This is a genomic window from Mucilaginibacter sp. PAMB04168 (assembly GCF_039634365.2).
Lineage (GTDB): Bacteria > Bacteroidota > Bacteroidia > Sphingobacteriales > Sphingobacteriaceae > Mucilaginibacter.
This window is the reverse complement of sequence record NZ_CP155079.2, coordinates 1,222,870-1,246,236: the sequence shown is the minus strand read 5'-3', so window position 1 is coordinate 1,246,236 and position 23,367 is coordinate 1,222,870. Positions and strand designations below refer to the sequence as shown.

The following is a 23,367-nucleotide window of genomic DNA, read 5'->3' as shown; positions in this document are numbered from 1 at the left end:
CCTAAAATCCATTAATTGCGAGATTTTTACTTTTTATTTTGGACGCGCAAGTTACTCAACAAACTGTAAATTTCAAAGGCTGTGTATAAGAAATATAGATAAAAATAGTTGAGTACAAAAACAATGTCGTTTACCTTGTATCTGTGCGTGTAAATAAGGGCTATTGTCATGCACAAAAGCAGTTTTAGTGTAGTGGCTCCTAAAAACACTTGTCCGCCCAGTGTGCCGTTTTTTTGCTGAGCCCATATCACACTTAGGCTAATCAGGAACGTTAGTGATGAAAAAAACTGGAAGATGAGCCAAAAGCCCGGGATAAGCCAGGCCGCGTTACCTGCATAATTGATCAGCGCAGGTGGCAGCCCAATGGCTAGGGTAGTTATACCAAAGGCAATAAAAAATCTTTTCAATCTTTAACGGATTTGATGACCAGGTACAACGAAATAAAAACTCCGGCCAGTGACATAGCCGCCGTAACCCAGGGCGTAGCATGTGCGCTGCGTTTATCAATTTCATATCCCACAAATGATAAAACACCAATTATGGCAATCATTTGAAACGCAATTCCCGTATACTTTATATAATCGTTAGCAGGCTTATTCATTTAAGGTATTGTAGCTAATGCTATTATTAGCCTACAAATTTATGAAACGGTTACATAGTATTTAGTAAATTAGCCAGGCTTTTTATAAAACCCGATTTAGTGTTCAAGGATATCAAAAAAATAATGCCGCTAACGGTTACCGCCCTGCTTATGCTGGTGGTTGGCTGTTCGCTCGAAAAGGAAAGCGCCGTAAATCGCGGACTACAAAACTTAACCGCACGTTATAATATACTTTTTAACGCCAATGAGCTGCTCAGGCAGAAGCAGGAAACCTATGCCACTACCTTTGTAGATGATTACGATCAGTTGTTAAACGTTTATCAGGATACGGCATCGCACCTGGCAACCGGCGATAAAGACCTGGAAGCCGTTGTTGCTAAAGCTAACGCCATTATTAGTATTAAAGAACAGAGCCATTATATAGGCGATGCTTATTTGTTGTTGGGTAAGGCAGCCCATTTAAATGCCGATTATTTTAATGCCGTAGAGTACTTTGGTTATGTGATCCGTTCGTTTGCCAACAAACCCGACCTGGTGCAAGAGGCGCGTGCCTGGCAAATACGCTCGTATGTATATCTGGATCAGTTAGGTCTTGCTAAAAACGTACTGGATACCGCTTTGCTTAATGCTACGCCAAAAACAAAGACCCAAACGGGTTACATTTACGCTGCTGGCCTACAATATTACACAGCAGCACAAAACTATCCGGAGGCCATTAACATGGCGCAAAAGGCTATTGAGCTAAGCAAGCAAAACCAGCTACGCTTAAGGTGGACATTTATTTTGGCGCAACTACAGGAACTCACCCGCCAACCCGCCGATGCTTATACCAATTACACACGAGTTGTTAAAAGTAATGCCCCGTTTATAATGGCATTTAATGCTGAGCTGAACCGCATCCGCATTGAGGATACCCAAAACGGCCGCCACTTGAGCCGGGCCGACCGCCTTAAAAGCCTTTTGCGTAACGAAAATAACGAAGAGTTTACTGATCAGATCTACTACCAGTTGGGCGAGTTGGCGCTTACCGATAACAAGACCGACGAAGCGATCAAAAACTATAACCAGTCTATTAAGAGCAGCCTTAAAAATCAAACACAAAAAGGTCTGAGCTATTTGCGCCTGGCCGATATTAGCTTTAAAACTAATGGCGACTATGCGAAGGCCAAGCAATACTATGATAGCACCCTGCTCAATTTATCACCCAATTATCCTGGGTACCAAACCATACGCAAAAAGGCCGATAACTTGCAACTACTGGCCGATAGGCTGCAAACCATTGCCCGTGAAGATACCCTGCAAGCCTTAGCCAAATTAGATGAGCCGGCACGCGCACAACGTATTGCTGAGCTTACCCGTGTACAAGGGCAGCAGTTAGCCGCTAACAACACAAACGCTAATTCTCCATACACCACCACCAATGCGCAACCCATGTTAGATGACAATACGGCTGTGCAAGGCCCCCCTTCTAACGCCGGAAGCGGCTTTTACTTTAACAACGTAAACGCGGTGAGCCAGGGGTTTACGGATTTTAAGCGCAAATGGGGCAACCGCAAGTTAGAAGATAACTGGCGCAGAAGCGTACGTTATAATAGCGACATTACCACCAATACCTTAAATACTACACAAAACGTTGACCCTGCCGTACTGCCCGGCTTAACACAAAAAAGCACTGCCGATGTGGTAACCACCAATTACCGCCAGCAGCTGGAGCAAAACATTCCGCTTACACCGGCTTTAATGGCGCAATCTAACTTGCGTATTTATAATGCATACTTGGACCTGGCCGTATTTTACCGCGATGTGCTGAACGACAAACCAGAGGCTATTGCCATTTATGAGCAGCTGGTTAAGCGTTTCCCTAAAGATGAAAATTTAGCGGCCAGCTACTATAACCTGTACCGTTTGTATGCTGATGTAGATAAGGCGAAATCAGATGAGTACAAAAACATGCTTATTGCGCAGTTTCCGCAAAGCACCTATGCCAAGGTCATTACCGACCCGGATTACGCCCGCCGCATGAACGATCAGGATGCTGAGCTAAGCTATTTTTATAATAAGCTATATGATGAGTATGCAGCACGCCAGTACCCACAGGTAATTATCCATGCCGATGACTTGCTGAAACAAAACCCTGATAACAAGTTTGCCGCACAGATTGCCTATTTACGCGCTATAGCATCGGGCCATCAGGAAAAAGTAACACCTTTCCAGAGCGAATTGCTTCAGATAGTAAACAAATATGCTAATGATGAGCTGATTACGCCTTTAGTAAGACAGCACCTGGCTTACATTGACGCCAACATGACGGAAATGGCTGCCCGCAAATTTGCCATTATTGACAGCGACCCAAACGCCGCCAGCTTTATACCAGCTCCGGTTGTGCAACAACCGTTGGCAGCAGCAACCCGTTCGCAACCTGCGGTTAAGGAACCAACCCAGCCCGCAGTGGCAAAGCCGGTTGAAAAAGCTGCAGTAACAGAGCCAGTTGTTAAGCAGCCCTCCGTAAATGCGGCTGCAACACCTCGCATACCGCCGCCAGCTGCTCCATCTATCTTCAATAACCGCGACAGTACAAATTATTACTTTGCCATTAATGTAAACAGCGGTACTACCAACCTGGCTTCATCAAGGTTTGGGGTTGGGCAGTTTAACCGCACCAGTTACCAGGGTAGCGCTATTAAGCACCAGCTTAAACCTGTAGGGACCGATAACCAGCTCATTTATGTGGGCCGTTTTAATAACTTAGAGGATGCTAAAGCCTACGCGCGTAAAATTGTACCGTTAATGCCGCAGATAATGAAGGTGCCGGCCGATAAATACAGCTTTTTTATCATCACTCAAGAAAATCTGGATAAATTAGCCGACCGAAAATTACTGGATAGCTACGTTGAGTACTATCAGAAAAACTTTTAAGCATGATTGTTAAGCTCTCTAAACCCGAAATACGCAGTTATAACTGGCTCATCTGGAAAATAGCCCTGGGCTGTCTGGCCTTCTTTATATTAATTATAGCGCTTACTGCCTTCGGCGTATTTGGTCCCCTGCCCTCTTTCCGCGATTTGGAGAATCCAAAAAGTAACCAGGCTTCTGAAATAATGTCATCTGATAAAAAGATTTTGGGTAAATATTACGTGCAAAACCGCTCAAACGTAAGTTACAGCCAAATATCGCCAAATGTGATACATGCACTGGTAGCCACTGAGGATAATCGTTTTTACAATCACTCAGGTATTGATTTTGGCCGCGCTTTCACCATTATCTTTTATAACTTAATTGGTAAAAAACAAGGTGGCAGTACCATTACGCAACAGCTGGCACTTAATCTTTTTTCAGAGCGTTCGCATGATCGTCTTACCCGTATCAGGCAAAAACTACAGGAATGGGTTATTGCCGTACGCCTGGAGCGCAATTATACCAAGGAAGAAATCATTACCATGTACCTCAACACGGTAGATTTTGGCGCTTATAATACGTTCGGCATTAGTTCGGCTGCGGCTACCTACTTTAATACCACGCCAGATAAATTGACACCCGATCAGGCCGCCTTGCTCATTGGCATGGTAAATGGCCCCGGTATTTATTCACCTATACGCCACCCCGAAAATGCTATAACCCGTCGCAATTTTGTATTACGCCGCATGACCGAAGAGGGTTATTTAAGCGATGGCCAGGCCGAGGAATATAAAAGCAAATCTCTTGGTTTGAACTTTCACCCCAGTGACCATAACGAAGGATTGGCCACTTATTTCCGCTCGGTACTGAAAAAGGATGTACAACGCATACTGAATGAGCAGGACCTGCATAAATCTGACGGAACGCCTTACGATCTTGACCGCGACGGATTAAAAATATACACTACCCTTAACTACACCATGCAGCAGTATGCCGAAGAGGCGCAAAAAGAATACATGAAACAGCTGCAGCAGCAATTTAACCAGCACTGGCGCGGCCGCAGCTTATGGAAAAGTGTTCCGGATTTTGGTATGCTGATGGATCAGGGCATGAAACGTTCAGACCGGTATAAATCTTTAAAGCAACAGGGCAAGTCTGACGAGGAAATCAGGCAGGATTTTAACACGCCAACCAGTATGAATTTATTTACCTGGCATGGTAATATTGACACCACCATGAAACCGGTTGACTCGGTAGTATATTGTAAAATGTTGTTACGTAACGCCATGATGAGCATGGACCCTACCACAGGCTATGTTAAAGCATGGGTGGGCGGCATCAACTACGAGCATTTTAAATACGACCAGGTAAAGATGGGTACGCGCCAGGTAGGCTCAACTGCCAAGCCGTTTACCTACTCGGTAGCTATCGAGAATGGCTTTTCGCCATGTATGCAGGTAAATAACGTACCCGATACCATTTACAATTATGGTAAACCCTGGGCACCTGGCTCAAATCCGTCAGAGACTGTACATGGTATGATTACCCTGCGCAAGGCACTGGCGCGTTCGCAAAACTGGGTAACGGCACACGTAATGAAAGAAGTTACGCCGCAGCCCGTTGCTGACCTGATTAAAAAGATGGGTATTACCAGCAATGTTCCGGCTTATCCGTCTATCTGTTTAGGCACATTTGATGCCTCATTATATGATATGACCGGTGCCTACGGCGTGTTTGCCAACGAAGGATTGTGGACCGAGCCTACCTATTTACTGCGTATTGAAGACAAGAACGGCAACTTGTTATATGACCATAAAGCCCGCGTTGTACAAGCCATGAATCCGCAAACAGCCTATGTAATGACCTATATGTTAAAAGGCGTGGTTGATGAAGGTACAGGTTGGCGCTTACGCAGCAAATATGGCTTACGTAATCCTATTGGCGGTAAAACCGGTACTACCCAAAATAACTCCGATGGCTGGTTTATTGGGATAACCCCTCAACTGGTAACCGGTGTTTGGACGGGCTGCGAAGACCGAGCTATTCACTTCCGCTCTACTAACCTGGGTGAGGGCGCCAACTCTGCCCTCCCTGTTTTTGCATTGTATATGAAGAAGATTTATGCCAACCCCTCCTTAGGCATTAAGCAAAATATTGATTTTGCGCAACCTAAAAGCGGCATCAACGTTACGCTGGATTGTAATGCTTACGGGCAGCAGCAACAGGAAGCAGCCGAGGTAGACAATAAACTGGGCTTTTAAGCCGTAGCGTAAACAATACTTCATACAAACGCCCGTTCAAATTTTGTTTGAATGGGCGTTTGTATTCTGCTACAGTTGAAACAAAAGTAAACGTAATTACATTTATTAACAGATGTTAACAACTCTTGTGCTTCGCCATTAAAGGGTTTGAGGATGATATGTTTGACTATAAAGAAGCATTAAAAAAGATACCGCATAAACCTGGTGTTTACCAATACTGGGATGACAGTAATGAACTAATTTACATTGGTAAGGCTAAAGATCTGCGCAATCGGGTATCATCTTACTTTGTTAAAGACCACCAGCTTAGTTCCAAAACGCGGGTATTGGTGTCAAAAATCCGCAATATTACTTTTACCATTGTTGATACAGAGGTAGATGCCTGGCTGCTCGAGAACAGCTTAATTAAAAAGCACAAGCCTAAGTACAACATAGATTTAAAGGATGACAAGACCTACCCCTGGATTGTTATTAAAAACGAGCGTTTCCCCCGCATTTATTGGACACGTAATATTGTGCGCGATGGCTCCAAATACTTAGGACCTTATCCTTCGGTAAGCATGATGCATACCATATTGGGCGTAATACGCGAAACCTATGCGTTACGCACCTGTAATTTGGCCTTAACGCCCGAAAATATTAATGCCGGTAAATTTAAGGTTTGCCTCGAGTATCAGTTGGGCAATTGTAAAGGCCCCTGCCAAAACTACCAAACCGAAGATGACTACAACCGTAGCATCAACGAAATAATGGATATATTGAATGGAAAGATTGGTAGTGTACTGAAAGATCTGAAACGTGATATGGAAGGGGCCGCTTCTAATCTTGACTTTGAACTGGCGCACAGGTTAAAGCGCAAATATGATTTACTCATCAACTATCAAAGTAAATCTACTGTTGTTAATTCGTCTATCACCGATGTTGACGTATTTAGTATCGCCTCTGATGAGAAGCATGCTTTTGTGAACTTTTTGAAGGTAATGAACGGTACAATTACCCAAACACAAACCATAGAGTTAAAAAAGCGGCTGGATGAAAGTGATGCTGAATTGCTGACTTTTGCTATATCTGAGTTTAGGACGCGGTTTAACAGCAAATCGAAAGAAATTATTGTGCCCTTTGAGATTGAACTGGTTGATGACAATATAAAGTTTACGGTACCTAAACTGGGCGAAAAAAGGAAATTGCTTGACTTATCACAAAAGAATGTGCATTTCTTTAAACGCGATAAGCTGGAACAATACGAGAAATTAAATCCCGATGTGCGCACCGAACGCCTGCTTACGCAAATGATGAAAGACTTGCGCATGAACCAGCTACCGCGTCATATTGAGTGTTTTGATAACTCAAACTTTCAGGGAAAGTACCCGGTATCGGCCATTGTGGTATTTAAAGATGCCAGGCCTTCCAAAAAAGATTACCGCTTTTTTAATGTAAAAACGGTTGAGGGGCCTAATGACTTTGCTACCATGGAAGAGGCCGTGTTCCGCCGCTACCGCCGGTTGCTGGATGAAGGCACGTCATTACCGCAACTGGTGATTATTGATGGTGGCAAAGGCCAGCTTTCTGCCGCTTTAAAGAGTTTAAAATTGTTGGGCATCGAAAAACAGTTAACTGTGATAGGTATTGCCAAACGGCTCGAAGAAATTTTCTATCCAGGCGATCAGTACCCTTTATACCTTGACAAACGCTCCGAGTCATTAAAAATAATACAGCAACTGCGTGACGAGGCACACCGCTTCGGTATCACTGCCCACCGTAAAAAACGCGACAAAGGCACGTTAGCCACAGAGCTGGAACTTGTACCTGGTATTGGTCGTCTATCAGCCGAAAAGCTGCTCAAATACTTCAAGTCTGTTAAGAAAATTCGAGAAGCCAGCCTTAATGAATTACAGGAAGTTGTAAACCTAAAACAGGCGCAGGCGGTGGTTAACTATTTCAAACAGGATGAGGCCGTTGCCAGCGAGTAATAAATAACTAAATAATAAAAAAGCCCTTGCTATGCAGCAAGGGCTTTTTGTTATTTAAGGATGTGAGTAAGCAAGCAATCACTTAACCATCAACTCTTTTGATTAGTGCTGCCATAAGCCAAGTTCCCAATCCATTAACGATTTCTTTACTTTTTCAGATTCATAAAGCTTATCGATGCCTTGCGCATAATCTTTTATACGCTCGTCTTTTTGATTGGATACTTTAACAATTACACTGGCAAATAAGCGTTTCATGAACACGTCATCAAAGCTTAAACCGGTGGCATCGTTGTTGCGACTTACCGCTTCTTTAGAAGCTAACACTTGGCGCGCTTCTGGGAAGTAAATCCAGAAAACCGGCTGAAAATCGGTATCGATACCAGCAGCCTTAATTTTCATTAAAGGCGCAATACCTATAATACGCGGCTCAAAAATTGAGCGTTGTCTGTCAAAAACCCAGTCTTCCTTAATACGGAAACGAATTACACTATCAGGGTTAAAATCACCGGCTTGTAACTTAGAGCCAATTTTATTGCCCTGCGCATCAAATTGATCAACTACCGCACTATCTGCCAGGCGGGCTTTAGCTTTGCCCGGGGTAAGCGGTACGGCAAAACCGTCTCCGTTAGGATCATCCTTACTCGGGTTAGGATCATAAGCAGTAAGCTCACCGGCATCTACAGCTTCCATCAGCACATCAATTAACCTGGCTTTCGGTGAACCTAAGTACTGGTTCATCTTCTCGCGCAGGTCAAGCTCGCGCCAAACACGCTTCGAATACACAACGTCAGCTTCGCGCAGGTTAGCATATGGAGTAACGCGGGCACTTAAAATGTTGGCTTTTTTGTAATAGCCATCCATTGGCCGCTCAAAAGGCTTAGCTTTTTTAGCCGTATCAACAGCAGGCTGTGCATTAAATGTGGTATTAGCTACATTACTTTGCGTTGCTGCTTTAGTTGTACGTTTACGTGTGGTGCCGCGCCTTTGAGCGTAAGTGCTCAAACAAATTAAACTCAATAGCCCCAGCACAAAAATCTTCCGTCTCATATTTTAAGTTTTTTAATTTGCACTAATGATAATGTCTTTCAAGCCACGTTGTGAACCATCAGGACCAACAGCAATTACACTGGTGAATGCCACACGGGTACCCGGCACAATGCTGGCCATAGCGGCACGCATTTGACCTGATAATTGGTTACCGCTGGTTGACAGTAAAATAGGATCCTGACGTGGTTTCAATATCAACAGGTTAAAACGTTGGATGTTAAAGTTCGCATCAAATTCGAAATTCTCCAGTTTTGCAAACACTCTATCCTGCGCTTTTAAGTTAGCAGTTGAAGTTTGGCCGCCATCTTTACCGCCAAACATCACTACCGGATCTGGTATACGTTTTACGCGGAATAAAGTTGACCCTAAAACCTGAGTTTTTCCGGGAGATGCTTCGCCCGATACGGTTACATTAACTGTACCTGGTGAAGTTACACGAGCAGTAAACGAACCATTAGAACCGCTTACCGATCCGCCCGACATGCTTACACGCAGCTTGTCTTTAGGAATACCCGGCGCTGATACTGACAAAGGGTTAGATACACCGATGTATAAAACGTTCATCTTCTCAGCTGCAACAGTTGCCGATGGTTTTGCTACCTGGTACGTTTGAGGAGCGGTTTTGTATTCTTTAATCGTACCATCGTTTTGGCGCACACGAATAGTGCCTATCCAGGTACGGGTGCCCTCGCCGCTTGTACCGGTGCTGTATGTACCACGGCCTTCGCTTACCTGTAAACGCGAACCGTTTACAGAGATATCAGGATTTGATTTTGAATCAGACGCGGTTAAGAACACTTCAGCTTTATAGGGCTGACCGGCAATAATGTAGCTGCTTGGTGCTACGGCAACCGCCGAAAACTTATCCAAGTTAACTACAGCCTGGTCTACTTTACCTAAAATCTTCTTTACAACTTCCGATTCAGCATTTTTAGCGTCTGCCTGTACCTTAGTTAATGAAGTCATGGCAGCACCCATCGGAATACCATCACCAAAGTAAGCTTCTTCCCATTTCAGTTTTGCGTTGCCTTTTTTAGCTTCTGGCGCATCAGCTGATAAAGACAACTTTGTTGAAGTTCTGTCTTTAGGATCAAGCAGGTTTAGTAACTTTTCGCGGGTCTCGTCAATTTTTTTACGTAGCTCCTCGCCCTTTTTACCGTTAATCATCACTTCAGCAGAGATGTCAAGGTTATCACGGCCTTTCCAGTCGTTAATGTTCTCGTCAAAACCACCGGCTTTGTCAATAAGCACTTTTTTCAGACCTTCAACATAGTCGTCAAGCTCTTTAGCCACTTGGCTAGCCTGCTTAGCTTTATCGTATATAGGTTTTGCTCTATCTGGTTGCTCTTTAAGTTTGGTCTTTTCAAAAGCATCGTAAGTATTATCAATACCGGTTTGTACGTTTGATTTTGATGAAGATAAACTATCACTAATATTTTTAAATGCGTTAAGTAAGCTATCCGGCACGTTTAGTGCCACTAAGCCCAATAAAACCAAGTACAGGATGCCGATCATCCGCTGCCTTGGGGTTTCTTTACCTCCAGCCATGTGTTGTTAGTTGTTAATTTAAATAAATTTTCAAAAGGTTAATTACTTAAATTATCAAACACGTGGCTGGTTCATAGCTGCCAGCATATTACCGTATACAGAGTTCAATGAGCCTAGGTTTTTAGCTAAACGGCCTACTTCATCTTTAAACTGTTTTGAATCATCTAATGACTCGTTGAAGTTATTCATGGTTAAAGACAGGTTCTGGTAAAACTTGTTCATCGATTTTAAGTGAGCGCTTGAATCTTGCAATTCCAGTTCGTAAACAGCATTAAGGGCCGATAAATTTTTGGCCAGGCTGTTTACCTGATCATGATATGCTTTTGAATCAATGTTAGAGTTAGCCATTTCCTCAAGGTTGGCAGAAGCTTTAGAAAAAGCAACGCTAAGGGTATCGTAACTTGCGCCTGCTGCTTTCAATTTAGTAGCAAACTCGTTGGTAGCTGCACCAGCGTCGGCTACCTTAGAAATACTGGCCACTTTATCGCCAAATGTTCTTAAACCTTCGCCCAATGTACCAATCAGTTCGGGATTAATTTTAGCATCGGCAAGCATTTTATCTAATGCAGCAGTATGGCCGGTGCTTACTTGTTGCGGAGCCGCAGCAGCGCGTTTAACTGGCTCGCCGGTATAATCGTCAGCCAATTCAGGATATGCTTTAGTCCAGTCAACTTCGGTAGGTTCAGGTTGTAAACCCAGTAATAAAAATAGGAATGCTTCGGTTAATAAACCAACTGTAATGAAAACTGTGGCAAAAGGCCAGTGCTGTATCTTAAATAACAATCCGACGATTACCACGGATGCACCAATAGATACAATGTTACCAATTCCAAATTTTCCTTTTTTCTTGCCAGCCATAATTAATTAAATTGTTTTGTAGTTTTTAGATGTATGTTTATTTGAGTGTTTGAGCGAATATTAACGTTTGTCTCGGAAATCACGACCTACGAAGTGTGATACACAGCGGAAACCGATGTAAGATTTTGCGGTATCCTGATACTCGTAAGAACGGGTTGCATTTTGCAGGAAGTAGCCAATGTCTTTCCATGAACCGCCGCGTACAACTTTACGTTTCAGCACTTCGGGGTCGCTGGCTTTGGCCTCATAGTTAAACGTAGGCGACATATCATGCACAAAGGTAGAAGCCGCTTCATCAAAGGCAGACTGTGTCCACTCTGATACGTTACCGGCCATATTGTACAAGCCATAATCGTTAGGGAAATAAGAACGTACGTTTACGGTGTATGCGCCGCCATCATCAGTATAATTACCACGGCCGGGTTTAAAGTTGGCCAATAAACAGCCTTTAGCATTTTTGATATAAGGACCACCCCAAGGGTAATCGGTACCGATACGGCCACCGCGCGATGCGTATTCAAACTCAGCCTCGGTAGGCAAGCTGTAAGGCAAACGGTGTGGAAGTCCATGTGCATCTTTAACTGCATCATTTACGCGTGAGCGCCAAATACTGAAAGCACGTGCCTGACGCCAGGTAACGCCTACTACCGGATAATTTTGGTATGATGGGTGCGAGAAATAACCTTCTACCATTGGCTCGTTAGCCGCATAAGAAAAGTCATTTAACCAAACCAGCGTATCAGGATAAACAGGAACAGTATCGCGTAAAATGAAATCTGAACGTTTTTTGGTTTTGTCAAAGCGCTGGTCGGATGCATTGCGTAACACCATCATGGCATAGTTATATTTTAACTGGCGTACGTCAATCTCGTTACGGTCAAACACACGATCATCCCCTTGGTAATACATACCATCAAGCTTACCTGCGTTTGACGCCTGTCCTTTACCTTTACCGCTGCGAAAGACCGGATGTTTACTCACATAATCCCAATTGATGTATTTTTTGCCATTGGCAGATGCATCTTTGGATTTAACATAGTATTTATCGTCATTTAAATAGTTGGTGATAGCAATAGAGTCGCGTACGGTGTTCACAAATTGCTTGTACTGGCTATTGGTTATCTCTGTTTGATCCATAAAAAACGGAGATACCGTAACCTGCTTGGTTTGCGCTATTTGGGCAAAAGTAACATCCTGATCAGTTTGCCCCATCAGGAAAGAACCACCCGGTATGTAAACCATGCCAGCAGGCAATTCTGCTCGGAAAGGTTTGCTGCGTACACCCAACACCTCTCCTTTGTTGCCTGTACCACAACCACTCAAAATCGCCCCTGCTAACAATAACAAAAGAAAGTAACGTGTCTTCATGTTTTGTGCTTAATCTAATAGTCTGTTTTTAAAGCCCCAATATACCTGTTGAAATTAAATTCCAATCAGGTTTATACTTAAATCTATAAATAAAAAATGCCCTTAAAGCTTCAAGCTGCAGCTTACATTATTACTCGTCGAAAATAATAATTAGAAGCACATTCTCAAAGCTTTACGGGCTTATACGGGCAAAGCACCAGCAAGGTTGCGGTGTTTAGATCAAAAAACTCAAGATTTTTACTTATTGGCTTGCTTTACATACTGTTCAATGGCCATTGTCATTGAAGGAGCGCCAGGTGTAGGTGCCGGAATATCCAGTATTAACCCTGCATCTAAAACAGCCTTGTGTGTAGTAGCGCCAAAGGCAGCAATACGGGTGTTGTTCTGCTTAAAATCGGGAAAGTTTTGATAAAGCGACAGGATACTTGATGGGCTAAAAAAAGCGATTACATCATAGAACACCTCTGCAAGATCGCTCAGGTCGCTACATACCGTGCGGAAAAGCACTGCCGGTGTAAAGTTGTAACCGTTCTCCGTCAGGAACTTTTGCGTTTCTTCAGCAGCCACATCAGAACATGGGTAAAGGAACTTTTCGCCTGAGTGCTTTTTCAACACCTCTGCCAAATCGGCTGCGGTTTGTTTACCGAAAAAGATTTTACGTTTGCGGTACTGAATGTATTTTTGGAGGTAAAGGGCAATGGTTTCTGACAAGCAGAAGTACTTCATATCAACCGGAACCTCAAAACGCATTTCTTCGCAAATACGGAAAAAGTGATCGGCCGAGTTACGGCTGGTGAAAATTACTGCTGTAAAGTCGGCAAGGTTAATTCTTTCTTTACGAAAATCTTTAGCCGGTACACCCTCCACGTGAATAAAAGACCTGAAATCAATTTTAAGATTCAGTTTCTTAGCCAGCTCAGCGTATGGATTTTTGTCGTTCTCAGGTTTGGGCAAGGTAACCAATATACTCTTAACCCTTTTCTTTCTGTCTTCCAATTTGTTCTTTCTAACTACCTAAGTGTCTAATTGTTCAGTGCCTTAATCAATATCAAAATGGGGCAAATTTCGAGGGCACAAAGATAGATAAATAAATAAAATTTATGAAATCTAAAGTTTGAAATAATATTTACGCTACTCCTTAAATATTGCCACACAAAGATAACAACCACCAGCAACAAAGCTACGCCCAGTACATATGGTATATATTGCGCTGCCAGCAAGCTAAAACAAAGCGACACAGGCAAAAAAACGAAGGTGATATTAAAATAGGTAAGGTATAAGATCGACGTATATTCGCCTACCAGACGATTTACGTTAAAAACTAAACCTAAAAAACGTAATACGAGCAGCTTTACAGCAAACAGAACAATAATTAGCAATGCAAATGAACCAAACAATTGCACTCCACTAATGCTATAAAACACCTCATAGTAAGCGGTAAGCTGGTACAGAAATAAGCCAAAAGTAACCCCAAACAATATAAAGAGCCCCAAAAACGTCCATGAATTAAGCAGGTTTTCTTCCTTACTTACCTGGGATAGGATGCGATTGTTATAAAAGGACTGCAATACGTTCCTGATATCCTTACTCATGGCCCGGTTTAATACAGCCATGTATACCAGCAAGGTTACAATAATTACAATTACCCACTGGTCGCGCGTGCGGCGGGTGCTGCCTTCACGCAAAATACTTCTTACATTGCCTGCCTGTTTATAAAAGCCGTATTCACTATAAACCTGCGTTTTGAACATACTATCCAAAAACTGGTTGTGACGAAGCGAATCGGGTTGCTTAATATAAATGAGCGACAATGAATCGCCGATAAAGCGTTGCCGGTTAGCCAGAGCGTTGGCAACAGAATCGAGCAGGCCGGCGGCTGCAGGCGGCGGTTGATAGTAGCGGCGTTGCGGTACGCTGTCAGGCTGGGCGTATATGGTACTATCCGTTTGGGCAAACGCAGTTAATCCACACACACACCATAATAATAAACATAATGCAATATACCGCATAGTACTAAACAGCCGGGCTATTAAGCTGCAAAAGTACCTAAAAAAAATCAGCCCTCAAATCAATCATTTAAGGCTAATTGTTATAGCCGCAGTCAAGAAAAAACAAGTAAGTGGAGGCTGCAAGCTTTCCTGCTTACAAACATCTTACAGATAAGTGACGCGCACGCTTTGCTTACTGCCTGTCTTAAATCTTATCTTTGCCGCACATGGCAGGTATTTATATTCATATTCCGTTTTGCAAGCAAGCCTGCCATTATTGCGACTTTCATTTCAGCACCTCGCAAAAATACCGTACGGAGATTGTGGAAGCGCTGGGCAAAGAAATAGCTCTGCAGCAAAATTATCTCAACGGCGCTACTATAGAAACTATTTATTTTGGCGGTGGTACCCCATCGGTGTTAGATGCGGACGAGATTAGTTTTTTGCTGGATACTATCGCATGTCATCACCAGGTTAGCGCAGATGCCGAGATCACACTCGAAGCCAACCCGGATGATTTAACCAAAGAAAAAGTGCTGGCGCTACGGCAAACCGCCATCAACCGCTTTAGCATAGGTATACAATCTTTTTTTGATGAAGATTTAGCTTGGATGAACCGCGCACACCGCGCACAGGAAGCTGAAACTGCTATAAAACGGGTGCAGGATGCGGGCTTCGACAACATTACCGCCGATTTAATTTATGGTTACCCATTGCTTACTTCAGCTAAGTGGGAACATAATATGACCGTGCTATTTGAAATGAATGTACCTCACCTATCGGCATATTCATTAACGGTTGAACCACGCACCGCCCTCGCTTCATTCGTCAAAAAGAAACAAACGCCGCCCATAAATGACCAGCAAAGTGCCGAGCAATTTATACGGCTTATGGAGCGCATGCAACAACAAGGTTTTGAGCATTACGAAATATCTAACTTCAGTAAACCGGGGCAGTACTCGCGACATAATTCCAATTACTGGAAAGGTGTGCCTTACCTGGGCATAGGCCCGTCGGCACACGCATATAACGGCAACACCCGGCAATGGAACGTAGCCAACAATGCACTTTACTTAAAAGCATTAAGCACCAACAGCATTCCGGCCGAAGTGGAAGAACTAACGCCCGAAAACCGACTGAACGAATACATCATGACCTCGGTACGCACCATGTGGGGTTTAAACCTTGATACCCTAAATGGTATACAAAGCGGGGCGTCCGCTATTGTGCTAAAAGAAGCGCAACCTTTCATTCATAAAGGCTGGCTTATGCAGCAGCAGCAAACCCTTACACTTACACAGCCCGGCAAACTTTACGCTGATCATATTGCCGCCGAACTCTTCTTTTAACAGCCGCCCCATACGAGAATTAACGGCTACCGGTTTTAAATTTAGCCGCAACTACTTACACCTTAAAGCGTTAACAAGTATCCCGAATTTGTAAATCTGAACAGCACAGGCAGCCGTATCTTGCTACATACTCACATAAATCTTAGAGACTATGAAAAAATTATTTATCGCGGCTTTTGCTTTAGTAGCTATGGCAACCGCATCTGCAAGTTATGCACAAACAGTAATGGTAGGCGGTGCGCCCATGTACCCTAATAAAGATATTGTTGATAATGCCGTGAACTCAAAAGATCACACTACACTGGTTGCCGCTGTTAAAGCTGCCGGTTTGGTTGAAACGTTGAAAACCACTGGTCCGTTTACTGTATTTGCACCTACTAATGAGGCTTTTGATAAACTGCCTGCCGGCACCGTACCAACCCTGCTAAAACCTGAAAACAAAGCAACGCTAACCAAAGTGTTAACTTACCACGTAGTGGCCGGTCGCTTAAGTGCTGCTAACCTAATGGCCAAAGTTAAAGCAGGCGGCGGTAAAGCCGAACTGAAAACCGTAAGCGGCGGTACATTAACCGCCATGGTTGACGGTAAAAAGCTGTATTTAGTTGACGAAAAAGGCGGTAAATCATGGGTAACAATTGCCGATGTATTTCAAAAGAATGGCGTAATACACGTGGTAAATACCGTACTGATGCCTAATTAATTTGAAGCCAGATCCCTTAATTTTAGCTTATAAAAGCCCGGCTGCCTTGAGCGCCGGGCTTTGTTGTTTTATGTCAGTAACACATCAAAAATAAAGTTATTGAGCAGGCACTTTTAAATTTAGTTAACTTTGTATGTTAAATTGATGTGAATGATATGGGTTTAATACTTTCTCAGATTGACCGGGTTGATAATATTAGTAAAGAAGATTTCATACAAAATTATTTAAATCCGCGTAAACCTTTGGTGATTCGCAAGGCTACCGAAAGCTGGCCTGCTTTACAAAAATGGACTTTTGAATATTTGAAAGAAACCGTTGGCGACCAGGTAGTGCCTTTATATGACAGCTCAAAAGCCGACCCTAGCAAGGCCATCAATGCATCAGCTGCCGAAATGAAATTTGGAGATTACATTGACCTGATACAAAAAGAGCCAACCGACCTGCGTATTTTTTTATTCGACCCGATTAAGCATGCACCAGATTTGCTGGATGACTACCGCTCGCCTACCGACCTGATGGGGGGCTTTTTAGATAAATATCCCAACATGTTTTTTGGTGGTGCAGGCTCTGTAACCTTCCTGCATTATGATATAGATCTGGCCCATATTTTTCATACCCATTTCAATGGGCGCAAACACGTTATGCTGTTTGACTATAAGTGGAAAGAGCGTTTATACCGCATTCCGTTTGCTACTTATGCACTGGAGGACTACGACATAGAAAATCCGGATTTCAGTAAATTCCCTGCGTTGGACGGCATCGAAGGGCAGGAAACCGTACTTGAACATGGCGACACCCTGTTTATGCCAACCGGCTACTGGCACTGGATGAAGTATCTGGACGGCTCGTTTTCTATATCGCTGCGCGCCTGGGATAAATCATGGGGTATAAAAGCCAAAAGCTTATACAACCTTACTATTCAGCGCGAACTGGACAGCTTTATGAAAAAACGCTACAAGAAACGTTATATGGACTGGAAAGAAGAGCTTGCCGTTAAACGTGCCAATAAGGCCTTAGCAGCAGGCGAGCCAAGGTAAGTTAAAAGGATGAAAAATAATACTTTAGTGAAAAAACTGCTTCTTAGCTTAGCGCTGCTGTGTTTTAACTGCCTTTTTGTACATGCACAAACGGCACAAAATCCTGTACTTTATGAAGCAAAAGTATACACAACGCAGGGTGTAAAAACCGGTATTTTAGAGCGTGTATACAATCACGGTGTTGGTATTGTACTGAACGATGATGTATTATATATAGACGCATTAGATATTAAAGAAATTAAAGTTAAAAAACACACCGGTTCATTAGGGTCAAAAATTTTAGGTACGGCGTTAATAGGTAGTATCACTGCACTCAATTTGGCTGCCCAAGCTGACGAGGATAAAACCAATCCTGCTAGCAGTAACTACGGTGATAAAAGTTCGACCCTTTCTGACAACGCTGCCTATGTGTTTACCGGCGCTACCATTGGTACTTTGATAGGCACCATTCCGTCCATCCGCAAAAACAAGAAATTTTTCATCAATCAAGACAGCTCACTGTACTACAAAGTGTTAGCTGATATGGCACAATACGGACGGTACAACCAGTTAGTTCCGATGTCGGTTAATGCTGCCGATTAAGCTTAGCGATGCCGAGTTACCCCAACCTGCCGGCAATAATCTAACACCGGGCAAATTGAGCATTTAGGTAGGTTATGGGTGCAATGAAACTTACCAAAGGGCATTAGCAGGCGATTTATATCAATCCAGCGGTCTTGCGGCACTAGTTTCTCTAAAGCCGATAAAGTTTTTTCGGGCTGAGCGGTTTGAATGTATCCCCAGCGGTTAACCACCCGGTGCACGTGGCTATCCACGCTTATGGCTGGTATTTGGGCAGCTATGCCTAAAACCAGGTTGGCGCATTTAGGTCCAACACCTTTTAAGCTGGTAAGTTGTTCATAATCGGCTGGCAATTGGCCGTTATACTGGCCAATCACCGTTTGAGCAATGCTCAGCATAGTATAAGCTTTTTGTCCGTTATAGGAGGACCCATGCAATACATCTTCTAATTCCAACGGTGATAGTTTAAGCAGTTCCTGCGGGGTACGGGCCTTAGCAAACAATCGCTTTGATACGGGGATAGATACCTCATCCAAGGTACGGATGCTGATAATGCAGGACAGTAACTGTTCAAACAGTGAAGTAAAACCCTCCTCGTATAACTGAAACATAGCCGCCTTAGGATATTGCACCATAAGCTCCGCAATACGGTTGAGCATGCCGTTTATATCAAAAGGCTTTTTCTGAACTTCATTCATTCACAAAAAACTTCGTGTACCTTAAAAAGTTTAGGCCGTCAGACTTAAATCTCTTTACTAAGATCGCTTCAGTCTCACTATAACGGAAAAGTCCTGCTTCTTAGTTCTACTAAGAGCTATGGTCAGCCACCACTTTCCACTCACCGTTTATTTTACGTAGCAGGAGTGTAAAGTAGCCGCCGGGTGCATCTCTATCCCGTTGTAGCTGCCAGCCGCCGAGTACAAAGGCGTTGGTTTTATCCAGTAACTGCACTTTTAATATCTTAAACACAAGCTGGCCCATCGCGGCTTTGTCAGGGTAGCCGCTTTTATAGTTATCCAGCGTAGTTTGCCAGCCGTATTTGGGACCGCTTTTACCTACAAATAATAGCGAATCTGATTTCCAGTAACCTTGCATGTAGCCTTCCAGATCGCCGCGGTTCCAGGCCTGCCGTTGGGTTTCCAGTACTTTTAAAATGGCCGGCTTGTCTTGCGCAAAACCATTTAAGGCAAGCATTAGCAATAACCCCAAAAGCAACCGTGTTTTCATAAAAACTAAAGTAAACAAATTTCACCGCTAAATCTTTTAGATTTACACTTCATCTGCTAAAAATTTATGAGCAAACAGGTACTATGCTTCGGCGAGGTTTTATGGGACACTTTTGAAGACGGCAAAAAAATTGGCGGCGCACCGCTCAACGTAGCGCAACATTTAACGCAACAGGGCATACCCTCTTACATCGTAAGCCGTGTAGGTGCCGATGCCTCGGGTGATGATCTTTTGCTTGAACTGCAGAAAGCTAACGTACCACTTCAGTACATACAAAAGGACAGGCATTTGCCTACTTGTGAAGTTACCGTTTCGCTTGATGCCAGCGGCCAGGCTACCTATACAATCCCTCAGCCGGTAGCATGGGATAACATACAACCCACTGATGAATTATTGAACGAGGCCGGGCAATTGGCAGCCATTGTATTTGGCAGCCTGGCCAGCCGTGAACAGGCTACCCGCACTACGCTACTGAATTTGCTAAGTGAATTTACTATACCGCTAAGAGTGTTTGATGTAAACCTGCGCCCGCCTCATTATGACTTAGATACTATTGAAACGCTAGCGGCCCTGGCCAATGTTGTAAAAATGAATGAGGATGAAGCCAACTTACTTATCCACAGCACGCATGGTAGCCTGAAGGATAAAATGGTAGAATTTCACAAGAAGTTTCACTCTAATACCATTTGTGTTACCCGCGGCCAGAACGGCGCTATTATATGGCATGATGAGGAGTTTTACGAACACCCGGGTTTTGAGGTGCAGGTAGAAGATACCGTAGGCGCGGGCGACTCTTTTCTGGCCACCTTGGTAGCCGGCCTACTGTTAGCACAGCCCATTCCGCAAATATTGGAAAAAGCCTGCGAAATAGGCGCCTTTGTAGCCAGCCAGCGCGGTGCCAATCCCGTTTACCCTGATAACCTGTTTTAAGATAAGGGACAGGAAAACAAAAACCGGAAGCCAAGATCAACCATGAGCTAATCCGTAAGATCTGCTACACGGGGCAAGTCTTGTTTCCTGTGTCTGGTTTCTTAGCTCTCGTCTTTATCACCTATTGTCATTTAATTCTGTTAATTCCACAAATTCTGACGATTGCGGTTATTATTGGTAAACTTTAACCACTTTTTTTCCGTTAATTTATTCTAAGAAAGGTATACCTATGCGTGGTTTTGGGTTTTCAAAATATACACCCCGTGAAATTCCGAAAGGCGGGTTTGATGAGTTATTAAAGCTTTTTATGGAGTTGCTCAATTATACATCGGGCGATGCCGGCGAAGCTTTAACCTGGATGAATGAACTGGATAAGCAATACAATATCACTAATGACGAATATGGCATGGGTGACTTTATTGATGACCTGAAACAAAAAGGCTACTTATCAGAAGATCAGCAAAAAGGGGAGTTTAACATTACGGCTAAAACAGAGCAAAGCATTCGCCAGTCGGCGCTCGAAGAGATTTTCGGCAAGCTTAAAAAGTCGGGCAAAGGCAACCACCGTTCCCCCCAGTCAGGCCAGGGCGATGAAAAGAACTCTGAACGCCGTGAGTTTGAATTTGGCGACAGTTTGGATCAGATTGACATGACGCAGTCTATTCATAACGCCCAAGTTAATCATGGCATTGGCGATTTTATGATGACCGAGCGCGACCTTGAAGTGGAGGAAATGGATTACAAAACCCTCACCTCAACAGTGCTCATGATCGATATTTCGCATTCAATGATTTTGTACGGTGAAGACCGTATTACGCCGGCTAAAAAAGTAGCTATGGCTTTGGCCGAGCTTATTCGTACCAAGTACCCTAAGGACACATTAGATATTGTGGTATTTGGTAATGATGCCTGGCCTATCACCTTGCAAGACTTACCATACCTGCAGGTTGGCCCGTACCATACCAACACTTATGCTGGTTTAGAACTGGCTACCGATTTGCTGCGCCGACGCAAAACGCACAACAAGCAAATTTTTATGATTACCGATGGTAAACCCACCTGTTTAAAGGAGGGTACAAAATATTACAAGAACAGCATAGGCCTGGACCGTAAAGTGGTAAACAAGACCTTAAATATGGCTGCACAGTGTAAACGCCTTAAAATACCTATCACCACGTTTATGATTGCGCGCGACCCTTACCTGCAGCAATTTGTACGCAAGTTTACCGAAACCAACGGTGGCCGGGCTTTTTACAGCTCGCTAACCGGGTTGGGCGAATACATATTTGAAGATTACATTAAAAACCGCCGCAAAACGGTAAGATAATAAGTGTTCGGAGAGTCGGTGAGTCCGTTAGTCCGAAGACAAAATAACAACATACAAGCAAAACGGACCTGCCGACTCACGGTCTTCCGTACAACAAAACGAATGAGCAAATTACTTGAAATAACAACCCTTGGCCAGCTGAAACAGACAGACTATCGCAGCCGGTCGGTTAAGGAAGAATTGAGAGAGAATTTAATAGCACAGCTACAAAAAAAAGACGGTGGTTTTGAGGGTATTATAGGTTATGAAGATACTGTAATTCCAGATCTGCAAACTGCCATCTTATCGCGTCATAACATTTTGCTACTGGGTTTACGCGGACAAGCCAAAACCCGTATTGCACGCTTGCTGGTAAACCTGCTGGATGAATATGTGCCTTATATTGCCGGTTCAGAATTGTATGATGACCCACTGGCACCTATATCATGGTACGGCCACAATGAGGTAGAAACAAAAGGCGATGATACCCCTATTGCATGGGTACACCGCTCAGAGCGCTATACCGAAAAGCTAGCCACTCCAGATGTTACCGTTGCCGATCTAATTGGCGACGTTGACCCTATTAAGGCAGCTACCTTAAAACTGACGTACTCTGATGAGCGCGTTATTCACTTTGGGTTAATACCGCGCGCGCACCGTGGCATATTTGTAATAAATGAGTTGCCCGATTTGCAAGCGCGTATACAGGTATCACTATTTAATATATTGCAGGAAAAGGACATCCAGATTCGTGGCTTTAAACTGCGCCTGCCGTTAGACTTGCAGTTTGTGTTTACAGCCAACCCGGAAGATTATACCAACCGTGGCTCTATAGTTACGCCGTTGAAAGACCGTATTGAAAGCCAGATACTAACCCACTACCCTCGTACGGTTGAAATATCGCGCAAAATAACCCAGCAGGAAGCTTTGCTTACAGCTGAACAGCGCAATTTGGTAGAAGCTGACGGACTGGTTAAAGACCTGGTTGAGCAAATTGCATTTGAGGCGCGTAACTCGGAGTACATTGATAAAAAGTCGGGCGTATCAGCACGCTTAACCATATCAGCTTACGAGAATCTGATCAGCAACGCCGAACGACGCATGATTATCAATGGGGAGAAGAATACCTTCGTACGCATATCCGATTTTTTAGGCGTTATACCTGCCATAACCGGTAAAATAGAACTGGTGTATGAGGGTGAGCTGGAAGGCCCTGCAAAAGTGGCTAATATTTTGATAGGCAAAGCGGTAAAAACACTCTTGCTGCAATATTTCCCGGATCCGGAGAAAGCAAAAAAGAGCAAAAAAGCAAATCCGTTTGCCGAAGTGATCAATTGGTTTGCAAGTGGCAATACGCTATCGCTAGTAGATGATTTACCACTGGCCGAGTACAAAAAAGCATTAAATTCAGTAACCGGCTTAAAAGATATCATCAAACAGTTCCACCCGCGTTTGAGCGAAAATCAGCAATTACTGCTGATGGAATTTGTTCTGCATGGCTTGGCGGAGTTTTCACAAGTAAGCAAAGGTTTTCTGGATAACGGTTTTGCATTTTCAGATATGTTCGACAGCCTGTTTAACATGCAGCCTGATGAAGATGATCTGGATCAGGATGACGATCGTTATTAATACCTCTTTACGAGGTATTCCTGAAGCGAGAATTTAATACATTTGCACAGCCCCCTGCCTTTGGCAGGGGGCTGTTTTGATACTTATAATTT

Annotated in this window: 20 protein-coding genes; 10 read left to right on the top strand and 10 right to left on the bottom strand. The window is 43.6% G+C overall.

The annotated features are described in order from the left end of the window. Positions 1-26: 26 nt before the first annotated feature. Both ABDD94_RS05355 and ABDD94_RS05350 read right to left on the bottom strand, forming a co-directional pair. Entirely contained in the window at positions 27-407 is a 381-nt protein-coding gene (locus tag ABDD94_RS05355; RefSeq protein WP_345948560.1) for a hypothetical protein, read from the bottom strand. After that, positions 404-601: an AtpZ/AtpI family protein gene (locus tag ABDD94_RS05350; RefSeq protein WP_345948561.1), complete on the bottom strand. Its 198-nt coding sequence runs from the start codon at positions 599-601 to the stop codon at positions 404-406. The genes ABDD94_RS05355 and ABDD94_RS05350 overlap by 4 nt, the downstream gene beginning before the upstream one ends. A 123-nt stretch (positions 602-724) precedes the next feature. On the opposite strand from ABDD94_RS05350, the gene ABDD94_RS05345 reads away from it, so the two are divergent. The 3 genes from ABDD94_RS05345 (at position 725) to uvrC (ending at position 7,727) form a co-directional block, all read left to right on the top strand. Then, positions 725-3,517, top strand: a complete 2,793-nt coding sequence (locus tag ABDD94_RS05345) for a tetratricopeptide repeat protein (RefSeq protein WP_345954981.1) — start codon at positions 725-727, stop codon at positions 3,515-3,517. 2 nt (positions 3,518-3,519) lie between these two features. Next, positions 3,520-5,757: a transglycosylase domain-containing protein gene (locus ABDD94_RS05340; protein WP_345954980.1), complete on the top strand. Its 2,238-nt coding sequence runs from the start codon at positions 3,520-3,522 to the stop codon at positions 5,755-5,757. A gap of 158 nt (positions 5,758-5,915) precedes the next feature. Beyond that, a complete protein-coding gene (uvrC, locus tag ABDD94_RS05335) occupies positions 5,916-7,727 on the top strand; it encodes an excinuclease ABC subunit UvrC (RefSeq protein WP_345955977.1) in 1,812 nt (603 codons plus the stop codon). A gap of 102 nt (positions 7,728-7,829) precedes the next feature. Here uvrC and gldN read toward each other — a convergent pair whose 3' ends face one another. From gldN to ABDD94_RS05305, 6 genes are all read right to left on the bottom strand, one after another. After that, positions 7,830-8,774, bottom strand: a complete 945-nt coding sequence (gene gldN, locus ABDD94_RS05330) for a gliding motility protein GldN (RefSeq protein ID WP_345948565.1) — start codon at positions 8,772-8,774, stop codon at positions 7,830-7,832. Positions 8,775-8,786: 12 nt separating this feature from the next. Beyond that, positions 8,787-10,322: a gliding motility protein GldM gene (gene gldM / locus ABDD94_RS05325; RefSeq protein ID WP_345954979.1), complete on the bottom strand. Its 1,536-nt coding sequence runs from the start codon at positions 10,320-10,322 to the stop codon at positions 8,787-8,789. Positions 10,323-10,376: 54 nt separating this feature from the next. Next, positions 10,377-11,180 (bottom strand): gliding motility protein GldL, encoded by an 804-nt coding sequence (gene gldL, locus ABDD94_RS05320; protein WP_345948567.1) that lies wholly within the window; start codon positions 11,178-11,180, stop codon positions 10,377-10,379. A 60-nt stretch (positions 11,181-11,240) separates the two neighbouring features. Beyond that, positions 11,241-12,548: an SUMF1/EgtB/PvdO family nonheme iron enzyme gene (locus tag ABDD94_RS05315; protein WP_345954978.1), complete on the bottom strand. Its 1,308-nt coding sequence runs from the start codon at positions 12,546-12,548 to the stop codon at positions 11,241-11,243. A 237-nt stretch (positions 12,549-12,785) separates the two neighbouring features. Further along, entirely contained in the window at positions 12,786-13,544 is a 759-nt protein-coding gene (locus tag ABDD94_RS05310; protein ID WP_345948569.1) for a uroporphyrinogen-III synthase, read from the bottom strand. Between the two features lie 26 nt (positions 13,545-13,570). Beyond that, entirely contained in the window at positions 13,571-14,521 is a 951-nt protein-coding gene (locus ABDD94_RS05305) for a DUF4271 domain-containing protein (RefSeq protein WP_345954977.1), read from the bottom strand. Positions 14,522-14,763: 242 nt separating this feature from the next. Between ABDD94_RS05305 and hemW the strand changes: the two genes are divergently transcribed. The 4 genes from hemW to ABDD94_RS05285 all read left to right on the top strand — a co-directional run bounded on the left by hemW (position 14,764) and on the right by ABDD94_RS05285 (position 18,204). Next, positions 14,764-15,885 carry a radical SAM family heme chaperone HemW gene (hemW, locus tag ABDD94_RS05300; protein WP_345954976.1) on the top strand — a complete coding sequence of 374 codons (1,122 nt, stop codon included), beginning with the start codon at positions 14,764-14,766 and terminating at the stop codon, positions 15,883-15,885. A gap of 151 nt (positions 15,886-16,036) precedes the next feature. Next, the gene (locus ABDD94_RS05295) at positions 16,037-16,585 is read left to right on the top strand and encodes a fasciclin domain-containing protein (protein WP_345948572.1); all 549 of its coding nucleotides are present in this window, start codon (positions 16,037-16,039) and stop codon (positions 16,583-16,585) included. A 155-nt stretch (positions 16,586-16,740) separates the two neighbouring features. Further along, positions 16,741-17,622: a cupin-like domain-containing protein gene (locus ABDD94_RS05290; RefSeq protein ID WP_345954975.1), complete on the top strand. Its 882-nt coding sequence runs from the start codon at positions 16,741-16,743 to the stop codon at positions 17,620-17,622. A 9-nt stretch (positions 17,623-17,631) separates the two neighbouring features. Beyond that, complete coding sequence (locus ABDD94_RS05285) at positions 17,632-18,204, top strand: hypothetical protein (RefSeq protein WP_352432886.1); 573 nt, start codon at positions 17,632-17,634, stop codon at positions 18,202-18,204. A 2-nt stretch (positions 18,205-18,206) separates the two neighbouring features. On the opposite strand, the gene nth is transcribed toward ABDD94_RS05285, so the two are convergent. Next, a complete protein-coding gene (nth, locus tag ABDD94_RS05280; RefSeq protein WP_345954973.1) occupies positions 18,207-18,881 on the bottom strand; it encodes an endonuclease III in 675 nt (224 codons plus the stop codon). Between the two features lie 109 nt (positions 18,882-18,990). Beyond that, positions 18,991-19,410 (bottom strand): nuclear transport factor 2 family protein, encoded by a 420-nt coding sequence (locus ABDD94_RS05275; RefSeq protein WP_345954972.1) that lies wholly within the window; start codon positions 19,408-19,410, stop codon positions 18,991-18,993. Between the two features lie 66 nt (positions 19,411-19,476). Between ABDD94_RS05275 and ABDD94_RS05270 the strand changes: the two genes are divergently transcribed. The 3 genes from ABDD94_RS05270 (at position 19,477) to ABDD94_RS05260 (ending at position 23,275) form a co-directional block, all read left to right on the top strand. Then, positions 19,477-20,340, top strand: a complete 864-nt coding sequence (locus ABDD94_RS05270) for a carbohydrate kinase (RefSeq protein WP_345954971.1) — start codon at positions 19,477-19,479, stop codon at positions 20,338-20,340. A 229-nt stretch (positions 20,341-20,569) separates the two neighbouring features. Further along, complete coding sequence (locus tag ABDD94_RS05265; protein ID WP_345948579.1) at positions 20,570-21,667, top strand: VWA domain-containing protein; 1,098 nt, start codon at positions 20,570-20,572, stop codon at positions 21,665-21,667. 102 nt (positions 21,668-21,769) lie between these two features. After that, positions 21,770-23,275, top strand: coding sequence for a sigma 54-interacting transcriptional regulator (locus ABDD94_RS05260; protein ID WP_345948580.1), 1,506 nt, complete (start codon positions 21,770-21,772; stop codon positions 23,273-23,275). Positions 23,276-23,367: the final 92 nt, after the last annotated feature.

Coding starts and splice junctions, on each gene's coding strand:
- ABDD94_RS05345 (WP_345954981.1), top strand. CDS start 725: ATGCCGCTAACGGTTACCGCCCTGCTTATGCTGGTGGTTGGCTGTTCG.
- gldL (WP_345948567.1), bottom strand. CDS start 11,180: ATGGCTGGCAAGAAAAAAGGAAAATTTGGAATTGGTAACATTGTATCT.
- ABDD94_RS05275 (WP_345954972.1), bottom strand. CDS start 19,410: ATGAAAACACGGTTGCTTTTGGGGTTATTGCTAATGCTTGCCTTAAAT.
- ABDD94_RS05270 (WP_345954971.1), top strand. CDS start 19,477: ATGAGCAAACAGGTACTATGCTTCGGCGAGGTTTTATGGGACACTTTT.
- gldM (WP_345954979.1), bottom strand. CDS start 10,322: ATGGCTGGAGGTAAAGAAACCCCAAGGCAGCGGATGATCGGCATCCTG.
- hemW (WP_345954976.1), top strand. CDS start 14,764: ATGGCAGGTATTTATATTCATATTCCGTTTTGCAAGCAAGCCTGCCAT.
- ABDD94_RS05315 (WP_345954978.1), bottom strand. CDS start 12,548: ATGAAGACACGTTACTTTCTTTTGTTATTGTTAGCAGGGGCGATTTTG.
- ABDD94_RS05260 (WP_345948580.1), top strand. CDS start 21,770: ATGAGCAAATTACTTGAAATAACAACCCTTGGCCAGCTGAAACAGACA.
- ABDD94_RS05290 (WP_345954975.1), top strand. CDS start 16,741: ATGGGTTTAATACTTTCTCAGATTGACCGGGTTGATAATATTAGTAAA.
- ABDD94_RS05350 (WP_345948561.1), bottom strand. CDS start 601: ATGAATAAGCCTGCTAACGATTATATAAAGTATACGGGAATTGCGTTT.
- nth (WP_345954973.1), bottom strand. CDS start 18,881: ATGAATGAAGTTCAGAAAAAGCCTTTTGATATAAACGGCATGCTCAAC.
- gldN (WP_345948565.1), bottom strand. CDS start 8,774: ATGAGACGGAAGATTTTTGTGCTGGGGCTATTGAGTTTAATTTGTTTG.
- ABDD94_RS05295 (WP_345948572.1), top strand. CDS start 16,037: ATGAAAAAATTATTTATCGCGGCTTTTGCTTTAGTAGCTATGGCAACC.
- ABDD94_RS05265 (WP_345948579.1), top strand. CDS start 20,570: ATGCGTGGTTTTGGGTTTTCAAAATATACACCCCGTGAAATTCCGAAA.
- uvrC (WP_345955977.1), top strand. CDS start 5,916: ATGTTTGACTATAAAGAAGCATTAAAAAAGATACCGCATAAACCTGGT.
- ABDD94_RS05340 (WP_345954980.1), top strand. CDS start 3,520: ATGATTGTTAAGCTCTCTAAACCCGAAATACGCAGTTATAACTGGCTC.
- ABDD94_RS05285 (WP_352432886.1), top strand. CDS start 17,632: ATGAAAAATAATACTTTAGTGAAAAAACTGCTTCTTAGCTTAGCGCTG.